This is a genomic window from Streptomyces sp. NPDC051576 (genome assembly GCF_040681835.1).
Classification (GTDB): domain Bacteria; phylum Actinomycetota; class Actinomycetes; order Streptomycetales; family Streptomycetaceae; genus Streptomyces.
In genome coordinates, this window is the sequence record NZ_JBFAZO010000001.1 from 652202 (window position 1) to 675930 (window position 23729).

Below are 23729 nucleotides of genomic sequence, written 5' to 3' on the forward strand. Positions count from 1 at the left end.
AGACTCGCGATACATCGCGTTATGGTGTGTCTCGAATCGCCCGCAGGCAGCAGCATGCCGTTGCCGTGGGCAGAGCAAAAGACTCAAACCCAGGCTTTTCAAAGAATCCCCGACGACGTGGAGACTGATATGCCAGGCGCCATCTATGCCGAAGGCCTGGTGAAAACCTTCGGCGATGTGAAAGCTCTGGACGGCGTCGACCTCGATGTCCCCGAGGGCACCGTGCTGGGCCTCCTCGGGCCCAACGGCGCGGGCAAGACGACGGCCGTCCGCTGTCTGACCACCCTGCTGCGCCCCGACAGCGGCAGGCTGGTCGTGGCCGGTCTCGACGTGCTCAAGCAGCCCAACGAGGTACGGCGGTCCATCGGCCTCTCCGGCCAGTTCGCCGCGGTCGACGAATACCTGACCGGCAGAGAGAACCTGCAGATGGTCGGCCAGCTCTACCAGATGAAGGCGAAGGCCGCGAAGGTCCGCGCCGAGCAACTGCTCGACCAGTTCAACCTCGCGGACGCCGCCGACCGCACCGCCAAGACCTACTCCGGAGGCATGCGCCGCCGGCTCGACCTGGCGGCGGCGCTCGTCGTCTCCCCGCCGGTGATGTTCATGGACGAGCCGACCACCGGCCTGGACCCGCGCAACCGCCAGATGCTGTGGGAGGTCATCAAACAGCTCGTCTCCGGCGGTACGACCCTGCTGCTGACCACCCAGTATCTGGAGGAGGCCGACCACCTCGCGCACGACATCGCGGTGGTCGACCACGGCCGGGTCATCGCCCGCGGCACCTCCGACCAGCTCAAGGCCCGCACCGGTGGCGAGCGCGTCGAGGTCGTCGTGCACGAGCGCGAGCACATCCCGATCGCCTCGGAGGTGCTGCGCGGCTTCGGCAAGGGCGACACCACCGTCGAGGAGCACACCCGCAAGCTCACCGTGCCCGTCACCGGCGGCGCGAAGCTCCTCGCCGAGGTCATCCGCGAACTCGACACCCGCGGCATCGAGATAGACGACATCGGCCTGCGCCGCCCCACCCTCGACGACGTCTTCCTCTCCCTGACGGGCCACCTGGCCGAGGAGAAGGCCGAGGAGAACGGCGCGGACACCACCCCGGACGCCAAGGACCGCAAGCACAAGAAGGAGGCCGCGAAGTGAGTGCCGTCACCGAAGCCGTACCGATCGCGGCGCCGAGCAGCGCCCTGAGCCAGTCCGTGCACGACTCGCTGGTCGTCGCCAAGCGGAACCTGATCCGCATGTCCAGGATCCCCGAAATGGTGATCTTCGGGCTGATCCAGCCCATCATGTTCGTGGTCCTGTTCACCTACGTCTTCGGCGGTTCCATGCAGATCGGCGGCAGCACCAGCGCCACCGACTACAAGAACTTCCTGATGGCCGGCATCTTCGCGCAGACCGTCACGTTCGCCACCGCCAGCTCCGGCGCGGGCATCGCCGACGACATGCACAAGGGGCTCATCGACCGTTTCCGCTCGCTGCCCATGGCGCGCGGCGCGGTGCTGACCGGCCGTACGCTCGCCGACCTGGTGCAGACGGCGTTGACCCTGCTGGTCCTCGCCGTCGTCGCCCTGCTGGTCGGCTGGCGCGTCGGCTCGGACGGCGGGACCAACGCCGGCAAGGTCCTCGGCGCCTTCGGGCTGCTGCTTCTGCTGGGATACGCGTTCACCTGGATCGGCGCCCTGATCGGCCTCAGCGTCCGTACGCCCGAGGCGGCCACCTCCGGCGGGCTGATCTGGCTCTTCCCGGTGACGTTCATCTCGAACGCGTTCGTGGACACCAGCCACATGACCCCGTGGCTGCGGCACATCGCCGAGTGGAACCCGTTCAGCGCGACCGTGCAGGCCTGCCGGGTGCTCTTCGCCAACCCGGGACAGTCGCCCTCGGACGCCTGGCCCATGGTGCATCCGGTGTGGGCGTCACTGATCTACTCGCTGCTGATCATCCTGATATTCCGGACGCTGGCGGTGCGGAAGTACCGCTCGGCGACGGCCTGAGGCACGACGGAGCCCCCGGCGCCGTGCGGCTGCCGGGGGCTGGTCGAAGGCGAAGGACCGCTGCTGTGGGTCAGCCGTTGTAGGGCTCGGCCTTGAGGATCCGTACGGAGGCCTTCTTGCCGTTGGGCAGCTCGTACTCCGCGTCCTGGCCGACCTTGTGGCCGAGCACGCCGGAGCCCAGCGGGGACTGCGGCGAGTAGGTCTCGATGTCGGCGCTCGCGTACTCGCGCGAGGCGAGCAGGAAGGTCGTCGTGTCGTCCTCGTCGCCGTCGAAGGCGATCGTCACGACCATGCCGGGCGCGACCGCGCCGTCCGTCGACGTGGGCGCCTCGCCGACCTTGGCCTTCTCCAGGAGCTGGGTGAGCTGGCGGATGCGGAGCTCCTGCTTGCCCTGCTCCTCCTTGGCCGCGTGGTACCCGCCGTTCTCGCGCAGGTCGCCCTCCTCGCGAGCGGCCGCGATCTTCACGGTGATCTCGGCGCGCGCGGGACCAGACAGGTACTCCAGCTCGTCCTTGAGCTTGGTGTACGCCTCCTGCGTGAGCCAGGTGACGTCTTCGCTGGTCTGGGTCACAGGGTGCTCCTCGTAGGTACTGGGAATACAAAGCATCGCCCTACCCAGAAGAATGTTCCTTCATGGAAGGGCGAAACCACGAGCCTAACAATTCAACGGCGTGAGGGGGAGGACATAAGCCGTCAGAAATACGTCAACGCAGGTCAGCGCCTACGTAACGGGGGTGACGTCAGTCGGAGTGGCAGCCGAGCAGCTCGGCCGTGGTGCCCTTGGCCGTGGTGCGCAGGGTGACGACCCGGTCGATGCGGGTGGCGGAGCCGTCGAAGTGGAAGTCGGCCCGGCCGACCTCGGACTGGTCCGCGGCCTGGGAGCGCAGCGTGCAGTAGCCGCTGGTGCCGGAGTCCTTGTGGACCTCCAGATGCACCTTGACCTCGTTGTCCGAGGCCTGGAAGGTGATCACCTCGGCGCTGATCTTGGCCTCGACGACGTAGTGGTAGGCGAAGTAGCCGACCAGGGCGAGCAGGGCCGCGGCGAGGACGGCGCCGGCGATCTTGAGCTTGTGGTCGGCACGCTCGTCCGACGAGCGGCCGTAACGGCCCTCGGGCAGGCGCGTACTCGCCGTACTCATGATCGTCCTCCCGGCGAGGGGATCCCGAAACCAGCCCCCGGAATTATTCGCCCCTCGATTCGGTCACTATAGAAGCGCCGATTGCACCCCAGGACACCGGGGCGCCGACTTACTGAGGATTGAGTCTTGACTGACCAGCTGCGACTGATGGCCGTCCACGCGCACCCCGACGACGAGTCGAGCAAGGGCGCGGCCACCATGGCGAAGTACGTGTCCGAGGGGGTGGACGTGCTGGTCGTGACCTGCACGGGCGGGGAGCGCGGCTCCATCCTCAATCCGAAGCTCCAGGGCGACAAGTACATCGAGGAGCACATCCACGAGGTACGTAAGAAGGAGATGGACGAGGCCCGCGAGATCCTCGGCGTCAAGCAGGAGTGGCTCGGCTTCGTCGACTCGGGGCTGCCCGAGGGCGACCCGCTGCCGCCGCTGCCCGAGGGCTGCTTCGCGCTGGAGGACGTCGACAAGGCGGCCGGCGAGCTGGTGCGGCAGATCCGCTCCTTCCGTCCGCAGGTGATCACCACCTACGACGAGAACGGCGGCTACCCGCACCCCGACCACATCATGACCCACAAGATCTCGATGGTGGCCTTCGAGGGCGCGGCCGACACCGAGACCTATCCGGAGTCGGAGTACGGCCCGGCGTACCAGCCGCAGAAGCTGTACTACAACCAGGGCTTCAACCGGCAGCGCACCGAGGCGCTGCACCACGCGCTGCTGGCGCGGGGCCTGGAGTCGCCCTACGCCGAGTGGCTGGAGCGCTGGGACAAGTCGGGTCACAAGGAGCGCACGCTCACCACGCACATCCCGTGCGCCGAGTTCTTCGAGATCCGTGACAAGGCGCTGATCGCGCACGCCACGCAGATCGACCCCGACGGCGGCTGGTTCCGGGTCCCGATGGAGATCCAGAAGGAGGTCTGGCCCACCGAGGAGTACGAGCTCGCGAAGTCTCTCGTCGCCAGCTCCCTCCCCGAGGACGACCTCTTTGCGGGCATCCGCGACAATGCCTGACATGAGCGCAAGCGCAGCCCTGGCAATGACGCACCTGGTCCCCCTCGCCGAGGTCGACGAGAACAAGGTCACCCCCGGCGTCCTCGGCTTCATCGTGTTCGCGGTGATGGCCCTGGCCGTGTGGGGACTGATGAAGTCCATGAGCAAGCAGATGAACCGGGTCGACTTCAAGGAGGCCCCGGACCCGGAGACGGAGTCCGAGGCCGCCCCGGCCGAACCCAAGGCCAAGCGGGGCTGATCGGGCGGGCCGTGTGAGCGGTCCCCGGGGGTGACTCAGGCAGTGCCCGGCACCGCCACCCCCATCACCTCACGGGCGTGACGGCTCGGCACCATGCCCAGCCGCCATGCCTGCCAGCCCGCCTCCAGGTTCACTCCCCGCTCCAGCAGGAGCTGGTACGCCTGCACATAGTCGTCGAGCTTCTCGTCGCGGGACGGGTGGCCGGCCCGGGAGAGCTGGGCCAGTTCCTCCTGGGCGACCGCCGTGCCGACCTCGACTCCGCCGGGGGCCGCGTACGGCAGGAGGGTGGCGCGCAGGAAGTGCGCCCAGTCCTCGCCGCGGTGGTCGCCGTAGGAGGTGAAGAGGCTCAGCGCCTCGTCGCACAGGGTCAGTGCCTGTTGTGTACGGAGATTGCCCGCGTCGACCACCGCGAGTTCCAGGCAGGTCCACGCCTCGCCGTGGGCGACGCCGATGCGCTGGAAGTCGGCGCGGGCGTCGACCAGGAGCTGGCGGGCGAAGCCGGAGTTGCGCAGGGAGCCGGTCTGGGCGGCGCGTTGGTCGCGGGTGACGCGGGCCGAGTGGTGCCGGGCGCAGGCGAGGCCGTAGACGTCCCGCATGCGGGAGAACATGGTCCGCGAGCGTTCCAGTTCCCGTACGGCCAAGTCGAGGTTGCCGGTCTCCTCCAGGGCCTGGCCCAGGTAGTAGACCGTCCAGGCCTCGCCGCGGGCGTCCTCGTTCTCGCGGTGCCGGGCGGCCGCCTGGCGCAGGCCGTCGACCGCGGGGGAGGGGTCGCCGGCGACCAGCCGGGCCCGGGCCAGTTGGGTCAGGGCCCAGGCCTCGCCGCGGGCGTCGCGGGTGCGGCCGTAGAGGCCGAGGGCGCTGGTCAGTTCGGCTTCGGCGCGGGGGATGTCGCCCATGCGCAGGCCGAGTTGGCCGAGCTGGAAGTGGGCCCAGGCCTCGCCGTGCACGGACTCGCCCGCGTGGTGCAGGACCAGGGACTCGGTGAGCAGCCGCATGGCCTCGGGGAGGCGGGCGCGGTCGCGTTCGACGGCGGCCAGGGCGTGCATGGTCCAGGCGCGGTCGGTGGCCAGTTGCGGGGCGGCCTGGAGGTCGAGGGCCTCGCGCAGGCGCAGTGCCGCCTCGGTGAGGTTGCCCTGGTGGTGGAGGGTGATGCCGAGGGAGCACAGGGCGCGTGCGGCGCCCGCGTCGTGGTGGGCCTCCATGTAGAGGTCGACGACGGAGGTGAGGGTGGTGCACGCCTTGTCGAGTTCGCCGAGCTGCCGGGCCGCGATGCCGGTGCGCCACTGCACCGAGCGGACAAGGAGGCCCTGGTCGACAGCTTGCGCCAACTCGCTGATCTCGCCGAGGCGGTAGAGGTCGCCGCGCAGCAGGCAGTAGTCGCACAGCGCGCCGAGGAGGTTCAGTACGGCGCCCTGGTCGACGCCCTCCGCGTGCCGCAGGGTCGAGGTGATGAAGCTCGACTCGTCGTCCAGCCAGCGCAGCGCCTCGTCGAGCGAGGTGAAGCCGTGCGGGCCGAACCGGTCCGAGCGTGTGGACATGTTCCCGTCGACCAACCGCAGTACGGAGTCGGCGAGTTCGCCGTAGTTCACGATCAGCCGCTCCTGCGCCGCCGTGCGCTCCGCGGGCTCCTCCTCGTCGAGGAGGCGGGCCTGGGCGAAGGCGCGGACAAGGTCGTGCAGCCGGTAGCGGGTGCCGCGGACGTGGTCGATGAGGCCCGCCCGCGACAGGGCCTGGAGGTGACGGGTCGCCTCCGTCTCGTCCGTGGCCAGCAGCGCGGCCGCCGCGGCCGCGCCCAGGGACGCCCGCCCGGCCAGCGCCAGTCGGCGCAGCAGGGTGCGGGCCGGGTCCGACTGGTCGGTGTAGCGCAGCCACAGCACCCGCTCGACGGGCTCCACCGGGCCGTACGCGCCCAGATCGGTGGCCAGTCGGCGCGGGGAGCGCGGGCCGAGGGACGACCCCGCGATCCGCAGGGCCAGCGGCAGTCCGCCGCACAACTCCCTGATCTGCTCGGCGGATTCGGCGTCGTAGGGTCCCGAAGTGTCCTGCGCCGCCGCGCCGAGCAGCTCCTCCGCGCCCGCCGCGTCCAGCGACTCCACCGGCAACTGGTGCACCCAGGCGGCGAGTTCGGCGGGCAGGTCGAGGGGCTTGCGGGCGGTGACGACGACCAGGCTGTCCGAGCGCTCCGGGACCAGGGTCGCCACCTGCTCGGCGTCGGAGGCGTCGTCGAGCACGATCGTGACCGGGAGGCCGGTGAGGTGCTGGTGGTACAACTCGCCCAGCCGCTTGACCTGTTGGTCGGGGGAGGAGCGTTCCCGGAAGAGCAGTTGCTCGCGGGGCGCGCCGAGCCGGTTCAGCAGGTGCAGCAGGGCGTCGCGGGTGGGCAGCGGGGGCTCGCCCGGGCTGTCGCCGCGCAGGTCCACCACACAGGCACCGCGGAACTGGTCCCGCAGATCGTGCGCGGCGCGCACCGCGAGGGTGGTGCGGCCCGAGCCGGGCGCGCCGTGCAGGACGACCACGGTCGGCCGGGTCTCCGTGCTCGCGCGGGCCGCCTGCACCGACTGCCGGATCCGGGCCAGCTCCGCCCGCCGCCCGGCGAACGGGCCGACCGGCTCCGGGAGTTGACCGAAGGACTGCTCCAGCACACTCCGCCTGCGGGCCGCCGCGCTCTTGTCCGCACCGCGCAGTCGCGGCCCCGGCTTCCGCGTCGGGCCGGTGGAGGCGGCGAGCACCCGCTGCTGGTCCAGGAACGGGCGGATGCCCCGCACCTCCAGCGCCGTCAGCCACTGCAACCGCAACTGCTCCGGGCCGCCGGGCTGGCTCACGGCACCGGCACGGTGGTGCGCGGCGGGCAGGTGCGAGGCGGTCACCTTCACCACGGTCGCCGCCGCGCCCACGACGCCGACCGTCGCCCCGGCGCCGAACGCCGTGCCGGCGCCGGTGCCCAGCGCCAGGTCCGCCACCACCGCCGCGACCGCGGCAACGGCCGCCACCAGCAAGGGAGTTCCGCCGCCCTGCCGTGCGTAGCGCTGCCCGAAGGTGAGCTGTCCGGCGCTCGCCTCGTCGAGAGCCGCCGTATACGCCGCGTACTCCTCGGCCGCCGTCTCCGCCATGGCGTCCAGCGCGGCCCGGGACCGCGCCAGCAGCACCTGCCCCTCGATGCGCCCGCCGGAGCGCCGCACCTCCTCCTCCACGGCCCGGGCCAACAGCCGCTCGGCGTCGGTCCGATGGCTGTCCCGCATGTCGCGTCCCCCTCCGGCGTCAACTCCTTGGCCTATGAGTGTCCTTCGGGCGGGGCGTGAGCGCGAGAGGGCGACGATCACCCGTTCGCGGCGCGGAAGCGGCGGCCGGTCCCGTGGCAGCCGACTCCGGTCAGGCACGATGGGGGCATGCCGAACCGACTGGCCCATGAGACCTCCCCGTATCTGCTCCAGCACGCCGACAACCCCGTCGACTGGTGGCCCTGGTCGGCCGAGGCCTTCGAGGAGGCCCGGAAGTCGAACCGACCCGTCCTGCTGAGCGTCGGGTATTCGAGCTGCCACTGGTGCCACGTCATGGCCCACGAGTCCTTCGAGGACCAGCCCACCGCCGACTACCTCAACGAGCACTTCGTCAGCGTCAAGGTCGACCGCGAGGAGCGCCCCGACGTCGACGCCGTCTACATGGAGGCCGTGCAGGCGGCCACCGGGCAGGGCGGCTGGCCCATGACCGTGTTTCTCACCCCGGACGCCGAACCGTTCTACTTCGGCACCTACTTCCCGCCCGCGCCGCGCCACGGCATGCCCTCCTTCCGGCAGGTCCTGGAGGGTGTGCGCAGCGCCTGGACCGACCGGCGGGAAGAGGTCGCCGAGGTCGCCGGGAAGATCGTGCGGGACCTGTCCCAGCGCGAGATCGACTACGGCGCCGCCGAGGCCCCCGGCAAGGAGGAGCTGTCCCAGGCGCTCCTCGGGCTCACCCGGGAGTACGACCCGCAGCGCGGCGGATTCGGCGGGGCACCCAAGTTCCCGCCGTCCATGGTGATCGAGTTCCTGCTGCGCCACCACGCCCGCACCGGTTCCGAGGGCGCCCTGGAGATGGCGCGGGACACCTGTGAGCGGATGGCGCGCGGCGGTATCTACGACCAGCTCGCGGGCGGCTTCGCGCGCTACTCGGTCGACCGCGAGTGGGTGGTCCCGCACTTCGAGAAGATGCTCTACGACAACGCCCTGCTCTGCCGGGTCTACGCGCACCTGTGGCGAAGCACAGGCTCCGATCTGGCCCGCCGGGTCGCCGTCGAGACCGCCGACTTCATGGTGCGTGAACTCCGCATCGCCGAGGGCGGGTTCGCCTCCGCGCTCGACGCCGACAGCGACGACGGGACCGGCCGGCACGTCGAGGGTGCCTACTACGTCTGGACGCCCGAGCAGCTCACCGAGGTCCTCGGCGCGGACGACGCGGAACTCGCCGCCCACTACTTCGGGGTGACGGACGAAGGCACCTTCGAGGAGGGGCAGTCGGTCCTCCAACTCCCGCAGACCGAGGGCGTGTTCGACGCCGAGAAGATCGAGTCGATCCGGGCGCGGCTCCTCGCCGCCCGTGCCGGGCGGCCCGCTCCCGGCCGGGACGACAAGGTGGTCGCCGCCTGGAACGGCCTCGCGATCGCCGCACTGGCCGAGACCGGCGCCTACTTCGACCGCCCCGACCTGGTCGAGGCCGCCGTCTGTGCCGCCGATCTCCTCGTACGACTGCATCTCGACGACCACGCCCGGCTGGCCCGCACCAGCAAGGACGGCCAAGTCGGCGCGAACGCGGGCGTGTTGGAGGACTACGCCGATGTCGCGGAGGGCTTCCTCGCGCTGGCGTCGGTCACGGGGGAGGGGGTCTGGCTGGAGTTCGCCGGGCTGCTGCTCGACCATGTGCTCGCCGGGTTCGTGGACGAGTCGGGGGCGCTCTACGACACCGCCGCCGACGCCGAGCGGCTCATCCGGCGGCCGCAGGACCCGACCGACAACGCCACCCCGTCGGGCTGGACCGCCGCCGCGGGCGCGCTGCTCGGGTATGCCGCGCAGACCGGCGCCGAGCCGCATCGCAGCGCGGCCGAGCGGGCGTTGGGGGTCGTGAAGGCGCTCGGGCCCCGCGTGCCGAGGTTCGTCGGGTGGGGGCTCGCGGTCGCCGAGGCGTATGTCGACGGGCCGCGCGAGGTCGCCGTCGTAGGACCCTCCCTCGACGACGAGGCCGCAAAGACCTTGCACCGTACGGCACTTCTGGGCATCGCGCCCGGCGCGGTGGTCGCGTTCGGGGTCGCGGGGAGTGACGAGTTTCCGCTGCTCGCCGACCGGCCGCTGGTGGCTGGCGGACCGGCCGCGTATGTCTGCCGTCACTTCACCTGTGACGCGCCGACGACCGATCCGGAGCAGTTGCGTGCCGCGCTGAGCGGGTGAGAGCCGCCGGGGCAGAGCTTCCAGCCGGCCGCGACCGTCAGCGACACCTCCGCTTTCGAGGTCGAGCCCTACTCCGGCAACCCGTGCTCCAGCACATCCATCGTGCGGTCCACCAGGTCCGTGAAATCGTCCCGGTGGCCGTTCTCCGCCCAGTACAGGGAGGTCTCCATCAGGCCGCCGATGAGGGCCATGGCGTAGACCCGTACTTCCAGGCTGTCCGGGGCCCGGCCGGTGCGTTCGCTGATGGCTTCGCAGAGCATGGTGCCGGTGACCGACATGCTCTCCATCATGCGTGAACGCACCGCCGGGACCTGGACCATGAGATGGGTGCGGAGGCGGGAGATCTCCTCGTCCTCCTTGATGCCGAGGCTGATGGCCTTCTTCATGACGTAGCGGAGGGAGGTCATCCACGGCTCGTCGGTGGGGCGGGCGCGGAGTTCCTCCATGAGGAGCGGGTCGAACTCGTCCGTGAGGACGATGTCCTCCTTGGTGGGGAAGTAACGGAAGACGGTGGACGGCGACACCTCGGCGCGCTCGGCGATCTGCTCGATCGTCGTCGCGTCGTACCCCTGTTCCTTGACCAGTGCGTACATCGCGGAGCGGATCGCCTCGCGGGTCTTGATCTTCTTCCGCTCGCGCAGGCCCAGTTGGGGGCGGTCGGCGGGGTTGCGGAAGGGGGAGGGTGCGGCCGTCATGTTGCTCATTGTCCGGCATCCGCCACAACGGTGGCCATGGCCGGGTTCTCGTCCTCCTTCGTGGCGGGCGCGACCGGGGTGTTCGGCAGGAACGCAGCGGCCAGCAGGGCGGTGACCAGGGCCGCGATGCCGCACACCAGCAGGACCAGGCCCATGCCGTGGACGTACGCACTGTTCGCGGAGGAGATGAGGTCGGCCGAGCCTGCCTTCTGACCGACGATGTGGGCCGCGACCACGGACTCCCCGGCGGTGTCGGCGGCCTTCGCGGGCAGCCCGGTGACGTCGAGGCGGTCGCGGAAGGTGCTCGCGAGCAGGCTGCCGAGCAGCGCGATGCCGATCGCGGCGCCGACCTGGCGCATGGTCATGAGAAGGCCGGCGCCGCTGCCGGCCCGGTCGCGGGGCAGCGCGCCGAGGGCGCCGTCCATCGCGGGGACGACCGAGAAGCCGAAGCCGAAACCGGTGACGGACAGCCACAGCGCGGTGAAGCCGTAGCCGGAGTCGACCGTCGTACGGCTGCCGAGGAGCGCGGCGAAGGCCAGGACCACCAGGCCCGCGGTGACGACCGCGCGGGATCCGAAACGGGCCACGACCGGCTGGGCGGCGCGGGCCGCGACGATCAGGCCGCCCATCAGGGGCAGCAGCCGGACACCGGTGCCCAGCGCGTCGTTGCCGAGCACCGCCTGGAGGTACTGCGGCAGCACGAACAGCAGGCCGGACAGGACGAACATCACCAGGGTCGCGGCGAGTGTGTTGAAGAGAAAGCCGCGGTGGGTGAGCAGGGACATGTCGAGCATCGGGCGTGCCATGCGCCGCTCGCGCAGCACCAGGGCGGCGATCAGGATCGTGGACCCGATGAGCATGCTCACGATCAGCGGGTGGCCCCAGCCGCGGCTGGGCGCCTCGATGATCGCGTAGATGAGGGCGCCGAGGCCGGCCGCCGTGAACGCGGTGGAGAGGGTGTCGACCTTGGGGGAAGCGGGGTCGCTGGTCTCGGGGAGGAGGAAGACGCAGGCGGCGATGCCGATCGCGGCCATCGGGATGTTGACCAGGAAGACCGAGCCCCACCAGAAGTGGTTGAGCAGCCAGCCGCCGATGATCGGGCCGAGCGGCAGCCCGAGCGAGGAGGCCGCGGAGATGATGCCGACGGCCTTGGTGCGCTCGTCGGGGCCGAACAGCGAGGGCAGTACGGACAGGGCGAGCGGGGTGATCAGGGCCGCGCCGACGCCCATCACCGTGCGGGCCGCGATGACCCAGTTCACGTCGTTCGCCAGGACGCCGGCCACGGAGCCGGCCAGGAAGATGCCGAGCCCCACGATCAGCATCCTGCGCCGTCCGAAGCGGTCGCCGAGCAGTCCCGCCGGGAGCATCAGCGCGGCGAAGACGATCACGTACGCGTCCGCCATCCACTGCTGCTGGCCGGTGCTCGCGCCGAGGTCGCCCGCCATCGTCGGCAGGGCGACATTGAGGATCGTCGTGTCGAAGCCGAGCGTGAGCATGCTCGCGACCAGGGCGCCGAGAGCCCACCAGCGGCGCGGGTCGCGTCGCACATCGTTGTTCTGCTGAGTGACAGTAGCCATGAAATGAGAGTAGCTCTCAAAAGGTGGTTGATGTCAATGGGGATCAACTTTCAGGGCATGAAAAATGGCCACGGCTCGCGAGCCGTGGCCAGGAGGAAGCGGGAGGGTGCGTTACCCGTGCTGGTACGCCACCAGCGAGATCCCGACGTAGTGCACGAGGAAGGCCGCCACCGTGAGGGAGTGGAAGACCTCGTGGAAACCGAACCAGCGCGGTGACGGATTCGGGCGCTTGATGCCGTAGATCACGCCGCCCGCGCTGTAGAGCAGTCCGCCGACGATGACCAGGACCAGGACGGCGATGCCGCCGGTGCGCATGAAGTCGGGCAGGAAGAAGACGGCCGCCCAGCCCATCGCGATGTAGCAGGGGGTGTACAGCCAGCGCGGTGCGCCGACCCAGAACACCCGGAAGGTGATACCGGCCGCCGCCGCGCCCCAGATGCCCCACAGCAGCCACTCGCCCTTGGCGCCCGGCAGCAGCAGCATCGTCAGGGGTGTGTAGGTGCCCGCGATGATCAGGAAGATGTTGGCGTGATCGAGTCTGCGCAGGACGCCGTCCATGCGCGGGCTCCAGTTGCCCCGGTGGTACAGCGCGCTGACACCGAAGAGCAGGCAGGCGGTCAGGGCGAAGATCCCGCAGGCGATACGGCCCCGGGTCGAGTCGGCGAGCGCGGTGAGCACCAGGCCCGCGATGAGTACGGCCGGGAACATGCCGAGGTGCAGCCAGCCGCGCAGCTTCGGCTTGACGTGTTCGGGGATCGAGAGCGCGGAGGGACCGTGGCTGTCAGCCGGCGTGTCCGTGTGCGCGTCGGGGACGGACGCAGTCATGCGCGCAATCGTACCTACGGGACCGTAAGTTACGTGTCAGTGTGCCGAGATGGGGGATCAGAAGTGGCCACTGTCTCATGCGTAGCCGACATTCGGGTACCCGGGGTGAAGCGGTGGTGACGCACGGAAAACATCTCGTTACGTGGCGATGGTCACGTCGCTCAGGTGTGAGGCCCTCTGGACATATGGGCGGGTGCGTCGGATGATCAAATGAGTGCGGTCGGCACCGGATGAGCGCCAAGATCGACCATCGTGAAGCATCCGGGTCGCGGCCCCCACGGGGCAACAAGGACAAAATCCCTCACCATAGGAGCAATCGTGGCGCGCGACATCGCGGCTCCCCCCGTCATCCCAACCGAGCACAAAGAACTGGTCTCGTGGGTGAACGAGATCGCAGAACTGACCCAGCCGGACAGCGTGGTCTGGTGTGACGGATCCGAGGCCGAATACGAGCGGCTGAGCGAGGAGCTCGTCCGAAAGGGCACCTTCAGGAAGCTCGACCCGATCAAGCGCCCCAACTCGTACTACGCCGCCTCCGACCCGACCGATGTCGCCCGGGTCGAGGACCGGACGTTCATCTGCTCCGAGCGCGAGCAGGACGCGGGCCCGACCAACAACTGGAAGGCCCCCGCCGAGATGCGGGACATCTTCGCGGGGGACAAGGGCATCTTCCGCGGCTCCATGAAGGGCCGGACGATGTACGTCGTCCCGTTCTGCATGGGCCCCCTCGGCTCGGACCTCTCCGCGATCGGCGTCGAGATCACCGACTCCGCCTATGTCGCCGTCTCCATGCGCACCATGACCCGCATGGGACAGCCCGTCCTGGACGAACTCGGCACCGACGGGTTCTTCGTGCGTGCTGTGCACACGCTCGGAGCCCCGCTCGCCGAGGGCGAGGCGGACGTGCCCTGGCCGTGCAACTCCACCAAGTACATCTCGCACTTCCCCGAGAGCCGCGAGATCTGGTCCTACGGCTCCGGCTACGGCGGCAACGCCCTGCTCGGCAAGAAGTGCTACGCCCTGCGCATCGCCTCCGTGATGGCGCGGGACGAGGGCTGGCTCGCCGAGCACATGCTGATCCTCAAACTGACGCCCCCGCAGGGCGAGTCGAAGTACGTCGCCGCCGCCTTCCCGAGCGCCTGCGGCAAGACGAACCTCGCCATGCTGGAACCCACCATCTCCGGCTGGACGGTGGAGACCATCGGTGACGACATCGCCTGGATGCGGTTCGGCGCGGACGGCCGGCTCTACGCGATCAACCCCGAGGCCGGTTTCTTCGGCGTCGCGCCCGGCACCGGCGAGCACACCAACGCCAACGCGATGAAGACGCTGTGGGGCAACTCCGTCTTCACCAACGTGGCGTTGACCGACGACAACGACATCTGGTGGGAGGGCATGACGGAGGAGACTCCGGCCCACCTCACGGACTGGAAGGGCAACGACTGGACGCCGGAGTCCGGCACCCCGGCCGCCCACCCCAACGCCCGTTTCACCACCCCCGCCGCCCAGTGCCCGATCATCGCGCCCGAGTGGGAGGACCCCAAGGGCGTGCCGATCTCGGCGATCCTCTTCGGCGGCCGGCGCGCCTCCGCCGTACCGCTGGTGACGGAGTCCTTCGACTGGAACCACGGCGTCTTCCTCGGCGCCAACGTGGCCTCCGAGAAGACCGCCGCCGCCGAGGGCAAGGTCGGCGAGCTGCGCCGCGACCCCTTCGCCATGCTGCCGTTCTGCGGCTACAACATGGGTGACTACATGGGCCATTGGGTCGATGTCGCCAAGGGCAAGGACCAGGCGAAGCTCCCGAAGATCTACTACGTGAACTGGTTCCGCAAGAACGAGGCGGGCAAGTTCGTGTGGCCCGGCTTCGGCGAGAACAGCCGCGTCCTGAAGTGGATCGTGGACCGGCTCGACGGCCGCGCCGAGGGCGTCGAGACCCCGATCGGCGTGCTGCCGGCCAAGGGCGCCCTCGACACCAAGGGCCTCGACCTGTCCGAGGCCGACCTGGACTTCCTGCTCACCGTCGACAAGGACGTGTGGCGCGAGGAGGCCGCCCTGGTCCCCGAGCACCTCAACACCTTCGGCGACCACACCCCTAAGGAGCTGTGGGACGAGTACCGGGCGCTGGTCGAGCGCCTGGGCTAGCCGAGACTCGCTCGCAGAACGTGGCAGGGCCCCGCACAACGGCGTGCGGGGCCCTGCCACGTTGTTCGCCAGTTCCCCATTTCCGGCATCACCTCTGCCTGGACCGGCATTTCGGGGGACACTCGGGACAACCTGCAACAGGGACTGACAACCTGCAACGAACCCCGAAGTGAGGTGAGCGGGGTGCGCACTCCGGTCAGCGATCCGCTGAGCGTGGGGCCGTACCGGATCGCCGGGCGGCTCGGCTCCGGCGGTATGGGATGGGTGTACCTCGGCCGTTCACCGGCCGGCCGCGAGGTGGCGGTGAAGGTCGTACGGCCCGAACTGGCCGCCGAGCGGGAGTTCCGCGAGCGCTTCGCCCGCGAGGTCGCCGCCGCCCGGCTGGTCAGCGGCGCCTACACGGCGGCCGTGGTCGACGCCGACACCGAGGCCGAACTCCCTTGGCTGGCAACGATGTACGTGCCCGGGCCCTCCCTCGCCGAGGCCGTCCGCGCCGACGGACCGCTGCCCGAGGCCCAGGTCCGCAGGCTCGGCGCGTTCCTCGTCGAGGCCTTGCAGGCGATCCACGCGGCCAACCTGGTCCACCGCGACCTCAAGCCGGCCAACGTGCTGCTGGCCTCCGACGGCCCCCGCGTCATCGACTTCGGCATCTCCCGAGTCGAGGGCGCCCCGAGCCTCACCCAGGCCGGGATCGTGGTGGGCACCCCGCCCTTCATGTCGCCGGAGCAGATGACCGCGGCGCCCGTCGGCCCGCCCAGCGACGTGTTCTCCCTCGGGGGCGTCCTGGTGTACGCGCTCACCGGCCGCCCGCCCTACGGCTCGGGGGAGGCGGTGAGCCTCAGGGTCGTGCACGGCGAGCCCGACCTGGACGGCGTACCGCCGGGGATACGGCCGCTGATCGCGCGGTGTCTGGCCAAGCGGCCCGCCGACCGGCCCCGACTGGACGTACTGCTGGCCGAGTTGCTGGCGCCGCCACGCACCGCCGTCTGGCCGCCGCCCGCCGTGGCCCGCACGATCGAGGTCCGCCGGGGTGAGCTCGCGGCCCGGCGCGAGGGCGGCGCGAGTCTGCCGGTGCCGTCCTGTCTGCTGCTGCACGCGCAGGCCCTGCTGGACGCGGGCCTCACCGACGAGATGGTCACCCGGGCGGTGGTCCGTGGCGACGCCTGAGGCCTCCATCCCGCCCGGCCGGGACTACGACATCGGCTCGTCCTGGCGGCAGTTGGTGCACAACTGGGGAGCCCGCCGGAATTACCACGTGCAGAGCGATGTCGATTCCGTGTCCCTGCAATTCGATCTAGAGGCGTCGGGGCGCACGCTCACCGTGCGTTTCATGACCACGAAAAGACTCCTTGTCGCCTTTGTCACCGACGGTCATTCCCTGCGCAAGGATCAATTGGCGATCGCCGCCGCCGCGTCGAACGCGTGGAACACCGAACAGCTGAATCCCATGCTGTCGGTGTGGGACGTGCGCGGACCCGGGCCGTGCCTCGCCGGGGTCTGCGACCTCCCGCTGACCTGCCGGATCTCGCAGACCGATTTTGATGTTCTGGCCAGTGATTGGGTGGAACGGGCGCGGCAGATGTTCACCCGTTGCCATCAGGTTTTCAAGCTGTAGAAGTCAATTGAGCATTCTCGGTCAACCCCTTTCGGCCACGGCCCTGTTGCCTCCACTATGGGCGGCAACGGGGGGTCGTCATGAGACGTACGTTGTTCACTGCCTTGCTGTTCGGCTTGTTGATCGCGGTGATTCCGGCGGGGCCGGCGGCCGCGGACGCCGCCGACTGCGGCAAGGACTTTCCGACCCGGCTGGGCTGTTGGAAGGACACGCTCGACTCCGGGGCCGTGGTCACCGTCACGCTGAACAAACCCCTGAACTTCGACACCGGTCAGCGGGTCAGCCAGGCCGACGTCCGCCGGGAGCTCAAGAACCTTCGGGTACAGGTACCGGCCGGCGTCCACACCGGCCAGGGCGGCACCGCGCTGTTCATCCTGGCCGGCTCCCGGCTCGTCGACCCGGACGCCCGGATCGACCGGCTGGACACCAAGACGCTGAACGCCCTCGGCGGCTGCGGCGGCGACGACGTGTGCAAGGCTCTCCAGGGGTCGGCGCTGACCGGCCGTCAACTGATCGAGAAACACGGCGTGGCCGAACTCGGCGGGCACAAGTCCTCGAACTACCCGCTCATCCTGTTCGTCGCCCTGATCGCCGTACTGCTTCTGCTGGTCCTCGGCCTCCTCCTCGCCGTCCGCCGCTCCCGCGCCCCGGCCGTCGCCATGGCGGGCGCGCCGGAGGTCCGCTCCGAGGAGACCACCGCCCGACTGCGGCCGGTCCCGCCGGCCCCCGCACCCACCGCGTCCCCCGGCCGCCGGGTCGGCCCCCGCACCGGCCCGTCCCGAACAGCCGTCGTACGTACGGCACTTCACCCGCAGGGCTATGTCGAACTCGACCACGTCCTTTACCGGGCGGTGTGGACCGAACCGGACCGCACCCCGCCCGAGCCCGGCGCGTACGTCGAGGTCACCGACGCCCGCGAACCCGACTCCGACGTCCTCTACGCCTTCCCGCCGGCCGCCCGGCACCACGCCCGCAACAGCTAGGGCCCGTCCGCCCAGGAGAAGCCATGCACAGCGAATACCCGCCCACGCTGCCGGCGGAGTACGCCGACATCGAGTTCGAGAACAACGCGCAACGGCTGCCGCTGGTGCTGTGCCTGGACACGTCGAGTTCCATGGCGGGCGCACCGATCCAGTCGCTCAACGACGCCCTCGCCGAGTGGACCCGGGAACTCCACGACGACGTCTCCCTCAGCTACAGCGTCGAGGTCGCCGTGATCACCTTCGGCGGCCGGGGCGTCGGCGCCTGGCGAGGGCCCCAACTCCTCGACCCGCGCACTCCGATGAGCCCGTTCGTGCCCGCGCACGCCTTCCAGGCACCCCGGTTCACCGCGTCCGGCGTGACGTTGATGACGGAGGCGCTGGAGCTGGCCATGCATGTCGTCGCGGCCCGCAAGGCGGAGCTGCGCGCCTCCGGACTCCAGTACTACCGCCCGCAGATCTGCCTGGTCACCGACGGCCTCCCCACCGACGGCACCGGCCATATGACCGACTCCTGGCACCGGCTGCTGCCCGTCCTCGCCGAGGAGCAGCAGGCCCGCCGCTTCCGGCTCTACGCGATCGGCGTCGGCGGCATCACCGACCGCGGCGAACAGGTCCTCCAGGCCTTCGCGCCGAAGTTCAACGCCCGCATCCAGGGCTTCCCGTTCCGCGAGCTGCTCCAGATGATGTCGGCCAGCGCGAACGCCGAGCAGAAGGGCGCGGGCGACGAGGTCTTCGAGAAGATCTTCAGCCAGTTCAAGACACAGCGCCCGGCCTGGGAGAGCTGACCGGTGGCCGACTCGCCCTGGCGCATCCACGGCCTGAGCGTCGAGGGCTACCGCCATCGCCGCACCGGCACCCCCTGCCAGGACGCCTGCACCTATGTGGCCTCGGCTTCGGTGACCGTCCTCGCGGTCGCGGACGGCGCGGGCAGCCGCCCGCACTCCGACCAAGGGGCCCTGCACGCCGTCGAGTTGGCGGCCGAGCACTTCCGGCGCCGGGCCGCCGCCGCGTCCGGCTGCCCGCCGGGCGAGGAGGTCCACGACCTGCTCGCCGACGCCTTCCACGACGTCAGCAAGATCTTCCTGGACACCTACGGCGCCGCCGCCCCCGACTACGCGACCACCCTCACCGTGGTGGTCCTCACCCCCGGCTGGCTGGGCCATCTCAGCGTCGGCGACGGCTTCGTCGTCGTCCGCGCCGGAACCGAGGACGGGGAACGGCAGTTCCATCTCCTCCCGCAGCCGCCCGCCGTCAGCGAGTACAGCAACGAGACCGTCTTCCTCACCTCCCCGGACGCGCCCCGCCGACTGCACACCGACTGCGTGGCGGACCCGCGCGTCGACGGGGTGCTGCTGTCCACCGACGGCCTCGCCCAGGCCGCGCTCTCCACCCCCGGCGGCGGCCCGCCGCAGCCCAACGTGTCCTTCGTCGACGCCGTCCTGCGCTCCCTGGACACCCCCGGGCCCGTGACCGACAGCGCGCACGAGGGCATCGCCGCCCTCCTCAGGTCGGACCGGCTGACCAGCCTGAACGCCGACGACAAGACCCTGCTGCGGGCCGTGCGCACGGTGGCGAAATGACCGGCCGCACCGTCTACTTGGACGGCAAGCCCGTCACCCTCGCCGAACTCCCGCTCAAGGGCGGCGGCCAGGCGGCCGTCTTCCCCGTCGAGGGCGACGACACCATCGTCGTCAAGCTCTACCGCGACCGCCCGGGACCCGACCTCGAACGCCGGCTCGCCCGCATGCTGACCATGTCACCGCTGGCCGCCCGCCCCACCGACGCCAACCAGCCCCCCGAACTCGCCTGGCCCACCGCCATCGCCCGCGGCCCCGACGACGCCTTCCTCGGCTACGCGATGCGCCGCTTCGGCGAACCCCAACACGTCCAACTGGTCGGCCTGTTCACCCGCGCCCAGCGCCTACGGCTCTTCCCGGACCGCGCGGACTGGCGCTTCCTGCTCGGCGTCGCCTGGAACCTCGCCTTCATGACCGCCCGCATGCACTACGACCAGCTCGTCATCGGCGACTTCTCGTCGAGCAACGTCGTCGTCGACGCCAACGGCTTCGTCACGTTCCTCGACTGCGACTCCATCGCCTTCACCGACCCGGTCACCGGCGAGCACTTCCCCTGCCTGATGCACACCACCGACTACTCCTCACCGGAACGCCAGTCGGGCGCCGCGGCCACCCCCGAGAGCGACGACTTCGCGCTCGCCGTGCTGATCTACCAGCTCCTCACCGCGGGCAACCACCCCTTCGGGGGTGTCCCGCACGACAGCACGCCCGAGTCCACCGTCAAGGACAACATCGCCGCGAGCGTCTCCTACGTCGTCCGCCCCGAGCTGGTCGTCATCCCGCGCGGCACCGTCGACCCCTCGGTCCTCCCGCCCGGCCTCCTGACCCTGGCTCACACCGCCTTCGGCGCGGGCGTCCACACCCCGAATGCCCGCCCCAACGCGGAGAGTTGGCTACGGGCCCTCGACCAGGAACGCTCCCGTGTCCAGGTCTGCCAGGGCCGCCCCCTGCACACCTACGGCTCCCACCTCCCGACCTGCCCGTGGTGCACCCGGGCCGCGGTCACCGGCCACGACGTCTTCAACCCACCGGTACGACCGACCGTGCCCGCACCGCCACCGGTGCCACCGACGGCCGGTGAGGGCTTCCAGTACGGCGCGCTGAAGGTGGTGGGCGTCCTGGTCCTGCTCGTCGTCCTGCTGATCGTGCTGGGTCAGCTGTTCTGAGAACGCCCGCGCTCCTCCAGGAACCGGGTGTGCGTCTCCTGCCGCCGCTCCTCGGCCTCGCGCAGCCCCCGCGCCAGGCCCTGCGCCTCCTCCTGAAGCACCGTCAACTGCCGCTCCAGGTGCCGCTCCGGGGGTTCGGCCCCCGGCGCCAGCCGCGTCCACCACCGCGTCCGTACGAACGTGTCGACCGCCTCCGGTACGTCCTGCCGGATCGCCCGCGACAGGATGTGCACGCCCTCCGGATCCTGGGCGAGATGGTGGGTGACCTGCGGATCGAGGAGCGCGGCGAGGAGCTGGGTCAGCTCGGTGAGCCGGCCCGCGGCGGCCGGGGGCAGGTCGACGCCGGTGAGATAGCCGCCGAGCTTCTCGAAGTCGTCGCGCAGTTCCTCCAGTTGGGCCGAAGGGTCCGGGAAGTCGGGCGGCGCCGGCCGCTCCGGCGGGGCGATCAGCGCGCCCGCGCCGTACAGCCCCACGACCACGACCGGCCAGTACGGCCCCGCCACGCCCACGAACGTCAGCACCAGGCCGACGAGTCCGCAGGCGCTGCCGGTGAGGTTCTTGCGGGACTCCAAGTAGCCCAGGAACTTACTGGTAGCCACGGATCTCCTCGAAGGCGCCGTCCAGCGAGCCCTGTTGGGCGTCGAAGAGCCGGCCGCCGGTCAGGTCGGCGATTTGCTGGAGCTCCGACTTGTCCGAGTCGCCGAAGAGGATGGGGAAGACGGGGATCTCCCGGGGACCGGCGAGCAGTTGATGGTAGAAGTCCTCGAACTCCGATTCCTTCGCGCCCGTCGTGTTCTGGCCGTCCGTCATCAGCACGATCGACGTGAACGTGTCGCCGCCGGTGCCGAGATGGTCGTACGCCTTCTCCAGCGAGGTGTAGATCGCGGTGTTGCCGTCGGCGCTGAGCGCCTTGGTGTCCTCGCGGATCGCGTTCAGCCCGGCCTGTGGATCACTGGGGCTCACGACATGCGTCCGCACACTCTTCACGGACGACCCGAAGGGCATCAGCGTGACCTCCTCGCGCTGCCGGAAGTCGCCGGTCAGATCGGTGAGGGCCTTCTTCAGCCGGGACAGCCTCTCGCCCGCCATCGAGCCCGAGGTGTCCAGGACGTACACGGTCCGCGAGGGGCGGCGCAGCTTGTTCTCGTACGAGTCGAGGAGGCCGTCGGCGACGGATTGGCTGCCGGGGAAGGGGAGTTCACGCCGTCGGCTGGTGTCGAGGCCGGACGCGGGCGGCACCGAGGCGACCACCGGGCGGCGGTGCGTGCGGGTGGTGATCAGCTTCTGGAGGGCGTCCGTGCGCAGGTCCGTCGTCACCCGGCGGACGTTCTCGCGGGTCGTGGCGTCCGTCGCGGCGAGCGAGGTCAGCGGGTAGTCGGCGGTGACGACCCCGTCGCTCGGGCGGATCACGGTCAGGCCCGGGATGCCCTTGAGGACGGACTCGTAGTTGAGCAACGCGTCCACGTTTCCCCGGCGTTGGTAGGCCTGGGCCAGCCAGCCCGACGAACCCGACGTCAGCTGCTGCCCCTTGAAGAACTCCTTCAGCCGGGGAGTCGCCTTCGCGACGTCCGCGTCGGTGAGCGCCGACTGGGCGTCGGAGAGGGCGGAGGCCACCGAGATCAGCGTGGACAAACCGGAGTTGGAGCGCGCCGGATCCGTCATGCCGTAGGTCAGTTTGCCGTCCTGGACGGCCTGCTCGATCTGCGACCAACTGACCTTGTCCGGCTGCCAGCCCAGCGTCCTGACAGTGGCCGTCTTCACGCCGATCGCGACCGGGCTCGACATGATCGGCGTCTCGGACACGACCTTCTTCGCCGCGTCGGGCCGCAGCCGCAGATAGTCGTCGGACGACAGCCACAGGGCGTCGTACTTCCCGTCGACCTTGCCCTTCGCCAGCAGGTCGACCGCGTCCAGGGTGCCCATGTAGGTGGGGCGGATGGTGATGCCGGTGTCCTTGCGGATCCGGTCGAACACCGGGGTCATGTCGCTGAGTTCGCTGGAGGCGAGGACGCGCAGGGTGCCGGGCTTGGCGGCGTTGTCGTCGGTCGCGGGCTGCTTGGACTGCGAGGTGCAGGCGGTGAGCAGCGCGACCGCGGTGAGGGTGAGCGGGAGGAGGCGTCTCATCCGAGGCCACCCTCCAGCGCGCTCTGCGACCGGCTGCGCTCCAAGTAGGTACTGGCCTGCTGGAGTTCGGAGGTCAGGGACTCCACGGTCGCCGCCATCACCTCGGTCGCCTGGACCTTGTAGGTGTCGATCGCGTCGAGCGTGCGGTAGATCTGCTGGAAGGCCGTCCGCAGCGTCTCCGCGCCCACCGCCGGGTCCGCCGCGATGCGCTGGATCTCGCCGCTCTGCGTGGCGAGCATCTCCGCGTTGCCCCGGATGAGGTCCTCGGTGGTGCCGCGCAGCGCGTTGACCTGGTCGACGACCTTGCGCTGGTTCTCCAGGGCGGACGCCAGCATCACCGAGATGCGGAGCGCGGAGACGGTCGTGGTGGCCGCCCGGTCGACGCCCTTGATCAGCTCGTCGTTGTTGCGCCGTACGACGTCCATCGCCAGGTAGCCCTGCGCGCAGACCGCGAGCTGGGTCAGCAGGTCCTGGTGCTTCTGCCGGACCGGGAAGAGGACGTCCGCACGCAGGGTGTCGGCCTGGCCGGGGTCGGTGGCCTCGACACCGGCGATGTGCTGCTCGACGGCCGTGTCCAGGGCCTGGGTGAGGACCACGTACTCCTGGAGCTTGCCCATGGTCTCCCAGAGGCGGACCCGCTCGGTCTGCAACGCCGCGTTGTCGCGCCGGAGTTCGTCCTGGCCGCCGCGCAGCGAGCCCACGATCTTGTTCAACGTGCCTTGCGCGGAGGCGTACTTGGCGACATGGTCGCGCAGCTTGTTGCCGCCGGGTAGCCGGGACAGCAGCTTGCGTCCCTTCGAGGCGGGCAGGTCGCGCGGGTCCAAGTCCTCGACCACGCGCCGCAGTTCGACGAGTGACCCGGCGACCTGCGACTGCGCGTCCCCGCCCTTCGCGGGCAGACTCCGCACGGTCCGCTCCAGCATGCGGTTGGACTGCGCCGTCGCGCTGCGCATCTCCCCGGCGCCGAGCGCGGTGATCTCCCCGACCTTGCCCGCGAACTCGGGCGAGCGGGCGTCCAGGGCGGCGAGCCCCTCGACGTAGGCGGTGGCCTTGCGCTCCATGTCCGTACGGACGGAGTCGTCGACCGGCACGAGCCCGCCGGCCTTCTCCTTCGGGACCGGCTTCACCGCCTCGGGCGGGGTGAGCGTGAAGACGTCCTCACCGCTGAGGGTGTGCTGACTGCTGTTCTGACTGGTGTTGAAACTGCTGCTCATCTGGTCCCC

The 23729-nt window shown here is 70.3% G+C and carries 21 protein-coding genes; 12 read left to right on the top strand and 9 right to left on the bottom strand.

Features of this window, described 5'->3' with window-relative positions; genetic code table 11:
* Nucleotides 1-129: 129 nt before the first annotated feature.
* Complete coding sequence (locus AB0M63_RS03185; RefSeq protein WP_355903389.1) at nt 130-1146, top strand: ATP-binding cassette domain-containing protein; 1017 nt, start codon at nt 130-132, stop codon at nt 1144-1146.
* Nucleotides 1143-2000: an ABC transporter permease gene (locus tag AB0M63_RS03190; RefSeq protein ID WP_366018181.1), complete on the top strand. Its 858-nt coding sequence runs from the start codon at nt 1143-1145 to the stop codon at nt 1998-2000. The genes AB0M63_RS03185 and AB0M63_RS03190 overlap by 4 nt, the downstream gene beginning before the upstream one ends.
* 70 nt (nt 2001-2070) lie before the next feature.
* Here AB0M63_RS03190 and greA read toward each other — a convergent pair whose 3' ends face one another.
* Both greA and AB0M63_RS03200 read right to left on the bottom strand, forming a co-directional pair.
* Nucleotides 2071-2571 (bottom strand): transcription elongation factor GreA, encoded by a 501-nt coding sequence (greA, locus tag AB0M63_RS03195; RefSeq protein ID WP_356053515.1) that lies wholly within the window; start codon nt 2569-2571, stop codon nt 2071-2073.
* Between the two features lie 169 nt (nt 2572-2740).
* A complete protein-coding gene (locus AB0M63_RS03200) occupies nt 2741-3139 on the bottom strand; it encodes a DUF4307 domain-containing protein (protein ID WP_355903398.1) in 399 nt (132 codons plus the stop codon).
* Nucleotides 3140-3286: 147 nt separating this feature from the next.
* Between AB0M63_RS03200 and mca the strand changes: the two genes are divergently transcribed.
* Nucleotides 3287-4147, top strand: coding sequence for a mycothiol conjugate amidase Mca (gene mca / locus AB0M63_RS03205; RefSeq protein ID WP_355903706.1), 861 nt, complete (start codon nt 3287-3289; stop codon nt 4145-4147).
* The gene (locus AB0M63_RS03210; protein ID WP_366018182.1) at nt 4140-4385 is read left to right on the top strand and encodes a hypothetical protein; all 246 of its coding nucleotides are present in this window, start codon (nt 4140-4142) and stop codon (nt 4383-4385) included. The genes mca and AB0M63_RS03210 overlap by 8 nt, the downstream gene beginning before the upstream one ends.
* A 35-nt stretch (nt 4386-4420) precedes the next feature.
* On the opposite strand, the gene AB0M63_RS03215 is transcribed toward AB0M63_RS03210, so the two are convergent.
* Nucleotides 4421-7624, bottom strand: coding sequence for a tetratricopeptide repeat protein (locus AB0M63_RS03215; RefSeq protein ID WP_366018184.1), 3204 nt, complete (start codon nt 7622-7624; stop codon nt 4421-4423).
* 147 nt (nt 7625-7771) lie between these two features.
* On the opposite strand from AB0M63_RS03215, the gene AB0M63_RS03220 reads away from it, so the two are divergent.
* Nucleotides 7772-9802 (top strand): thioredoxin domain-containing protein, encoded by a 2031-nt coding sequence (locus AB0M63_RS03220; protein WP_366018185.1) that lies wholly within the window; start codon nt 7772-7774, stop codon nt 9800-9802.
* Nucleotides 9803-9870: 68 nt separating this feature from the next.
* On the opposite strand, the gene AB0M63_RS03225 is transcribed toward AB0M63_RS03220, so the two are convergent.
* The 3 genes from AB0M63_RS03225 to AB0M63_RS03235 form a co-directional block, all read right to left on the bottom strand.
* A complete protein-coding gene (locus AB0M63_RS03225) occupies nt 9871-10506 on the bottom strand; it encodes a TetR family transcriptional regulator (RefSeq protein WP_355903410.1) in 636 nt (211 codons plus the stop codon).
* The gene (locus AB0M63_RS03230) at nt 10503-12074 is read right to left on the bottom strand and encodes an MFS transporter (protein WP_366018186.1); all 1572 of its coding nucleotides are present in this window, start codon (nt 12072-12074) and stop codon (nt 10503-10505) included. Before AB0M63_RS03230 ends, AB0M63_RS03225 begins: the two co-directional genes overlap by 4 nt.
* A 111-nt stretch (nt 12075-12185) precedes the next feature.
* Complete coding sequence (locus AB0M63_RS03235; protein ID WP_355903416.1) at nt 12186-12899, bottom strand: hemolysin III family protein; 714 nt, start codon at nt 12897-12899, stop codon at nt 12186-12188.
* Between the two features lie 318 nt (nt 12900-13217).
* Here AB0M63_RS03235 and AB0M63_RS03240 point away from each other — a divergent pair, with 318 nt between their 5' ends.
* From AB0M63_RS03240 to AB0M63_RS03270, 7 genes are all read left to right on the top strand, one after another.
* Complete coding sequence (locus tag AB0M63_RS03240) at nt 13218-15041, top strand: phosphoenolpyruvate carboxykinase (GTP) (RefSeq protein ID WP_366018187.1); 1824 nt, start codon at nt 13218-13220, stop codon at nt 15039-15041.
* Nucleotides 15042-15224: 183 nt separating this feature from the next.
* Nucleotides 15225-16208, top strand: coding sequence for a serine/threonine-protein kinase (locus AB0M63_RS03245; RefSeq protein WP_355903422.1), 984 nt, complete (start codon nt 15225-15227; stop codon nt 16206-16208).
* Complete coding sequence (locus tag AB0M63_RS03250; protein WP_355903425.1) at nt 16195-16656, top strand: hypothetical protein; 462 nt, start codon at nt 16195-16197, stop codon at nt 16654-16656. Before AB0M63_RS03245 ends, AB0M63_RS03250 begins: the two co-directional genes overlap by 14 nt.
* Nucleotides 16657-16736: 80 nt before the next feature.
* On the top strand, nt 16737-17639 hold the full coding sequence (locus AB0M63_RS03255; protein WP_366018188.1) for a hypothetical protein: 903 nt from the start codon (nt 16737-16739) through the stop codon (nt 17637-17639).
* A 23-nt stretch (nt 17640-17662) separates the two neighbouring features.
* Entirely contained in the window at nt 17663-18424 is a 762-nt protein-coding gene (locus AB0M63_RS03260) for a VWA domain-containing protein (protein ID WP_355903431.1), read from the top strand.
* Between the two features lie 3 nt (nt 18425-18427).
* Complete coding sequence (locus AB0M63_RS03265; protein WP_366018189.1) at nt 18428-19219, top strand: PP2C family serine/threonine-protein phosphatase; 792 nt, start codon at nt 18428-18430, stop codon at nt 19217-19219.
* Nucleotides 19216-20382, top strand: a complete 1167-nt coding sequence (locus AB0M63_RS03270) for a hypothetical protein (protein ID WP_366018191.1) — start codon at nt 19216-19218, stop codon at nt 20380-20382. The genes AB0M63_RS03265 and AB0M63_RS03270 overlap by 4 nt, the downstream gene beginning before the upstream one ends.
* Here AB0M63_RS03270 and AB0M63_RS03275 read toward each other — a convergent pair.
* The 3 genes from AB0M63_RS03275 to AB0M63_RS03285 are packed head-to-tail and all read right to left on the bottom strand — an operon-like array spanning nt 20370 to nt 23720.
* On the bottom strand, nt 20370-20981 hold the full coding sequence (locus AB0M63_RS03275) for a hypothetical protein (protein WP_366018192.1): 612 nt from the start codon (nt 20979-20981) through the stop codon (nt 20370-20372). The genes AB0M63_RS03270 and AB0M63_RS03275 overlap by 13 nt on opposite strands.
* Nucleotides 20968-22506, bottom strand: a complete 1539-nt coding sequence (locus tag AB0M63_RS03280; protein WP_366018193.1) for a VWA domain-containing protein — start codon at nt 22504-22506, stop codon at nt 20968-20970. The genes AB0M63_RS03275 and AB0M63_RS03280 overlap by 14 nt, the downstream gene beginning before the upstream one ends.
* Nucleotides 22503-23720 carry a toxic anion resistance protein gene (locus tag AB0M63_RS03285; RefSeq protein WP_355903445.1) on the bottom strand — a complete coding sequence of 406 codons (1218 nt, stop codon included), beginning with the start codon at nt 23718-23720 and terminating at the stop codon, nt 22503-22505. Before AB0M63_RS03285 ends, AB0M63_RS03280 begins: the two co-directional genes overlap by 4 nt.
* Nucleotides 23721-23729 lie beyond the last annotated feature (9 nt).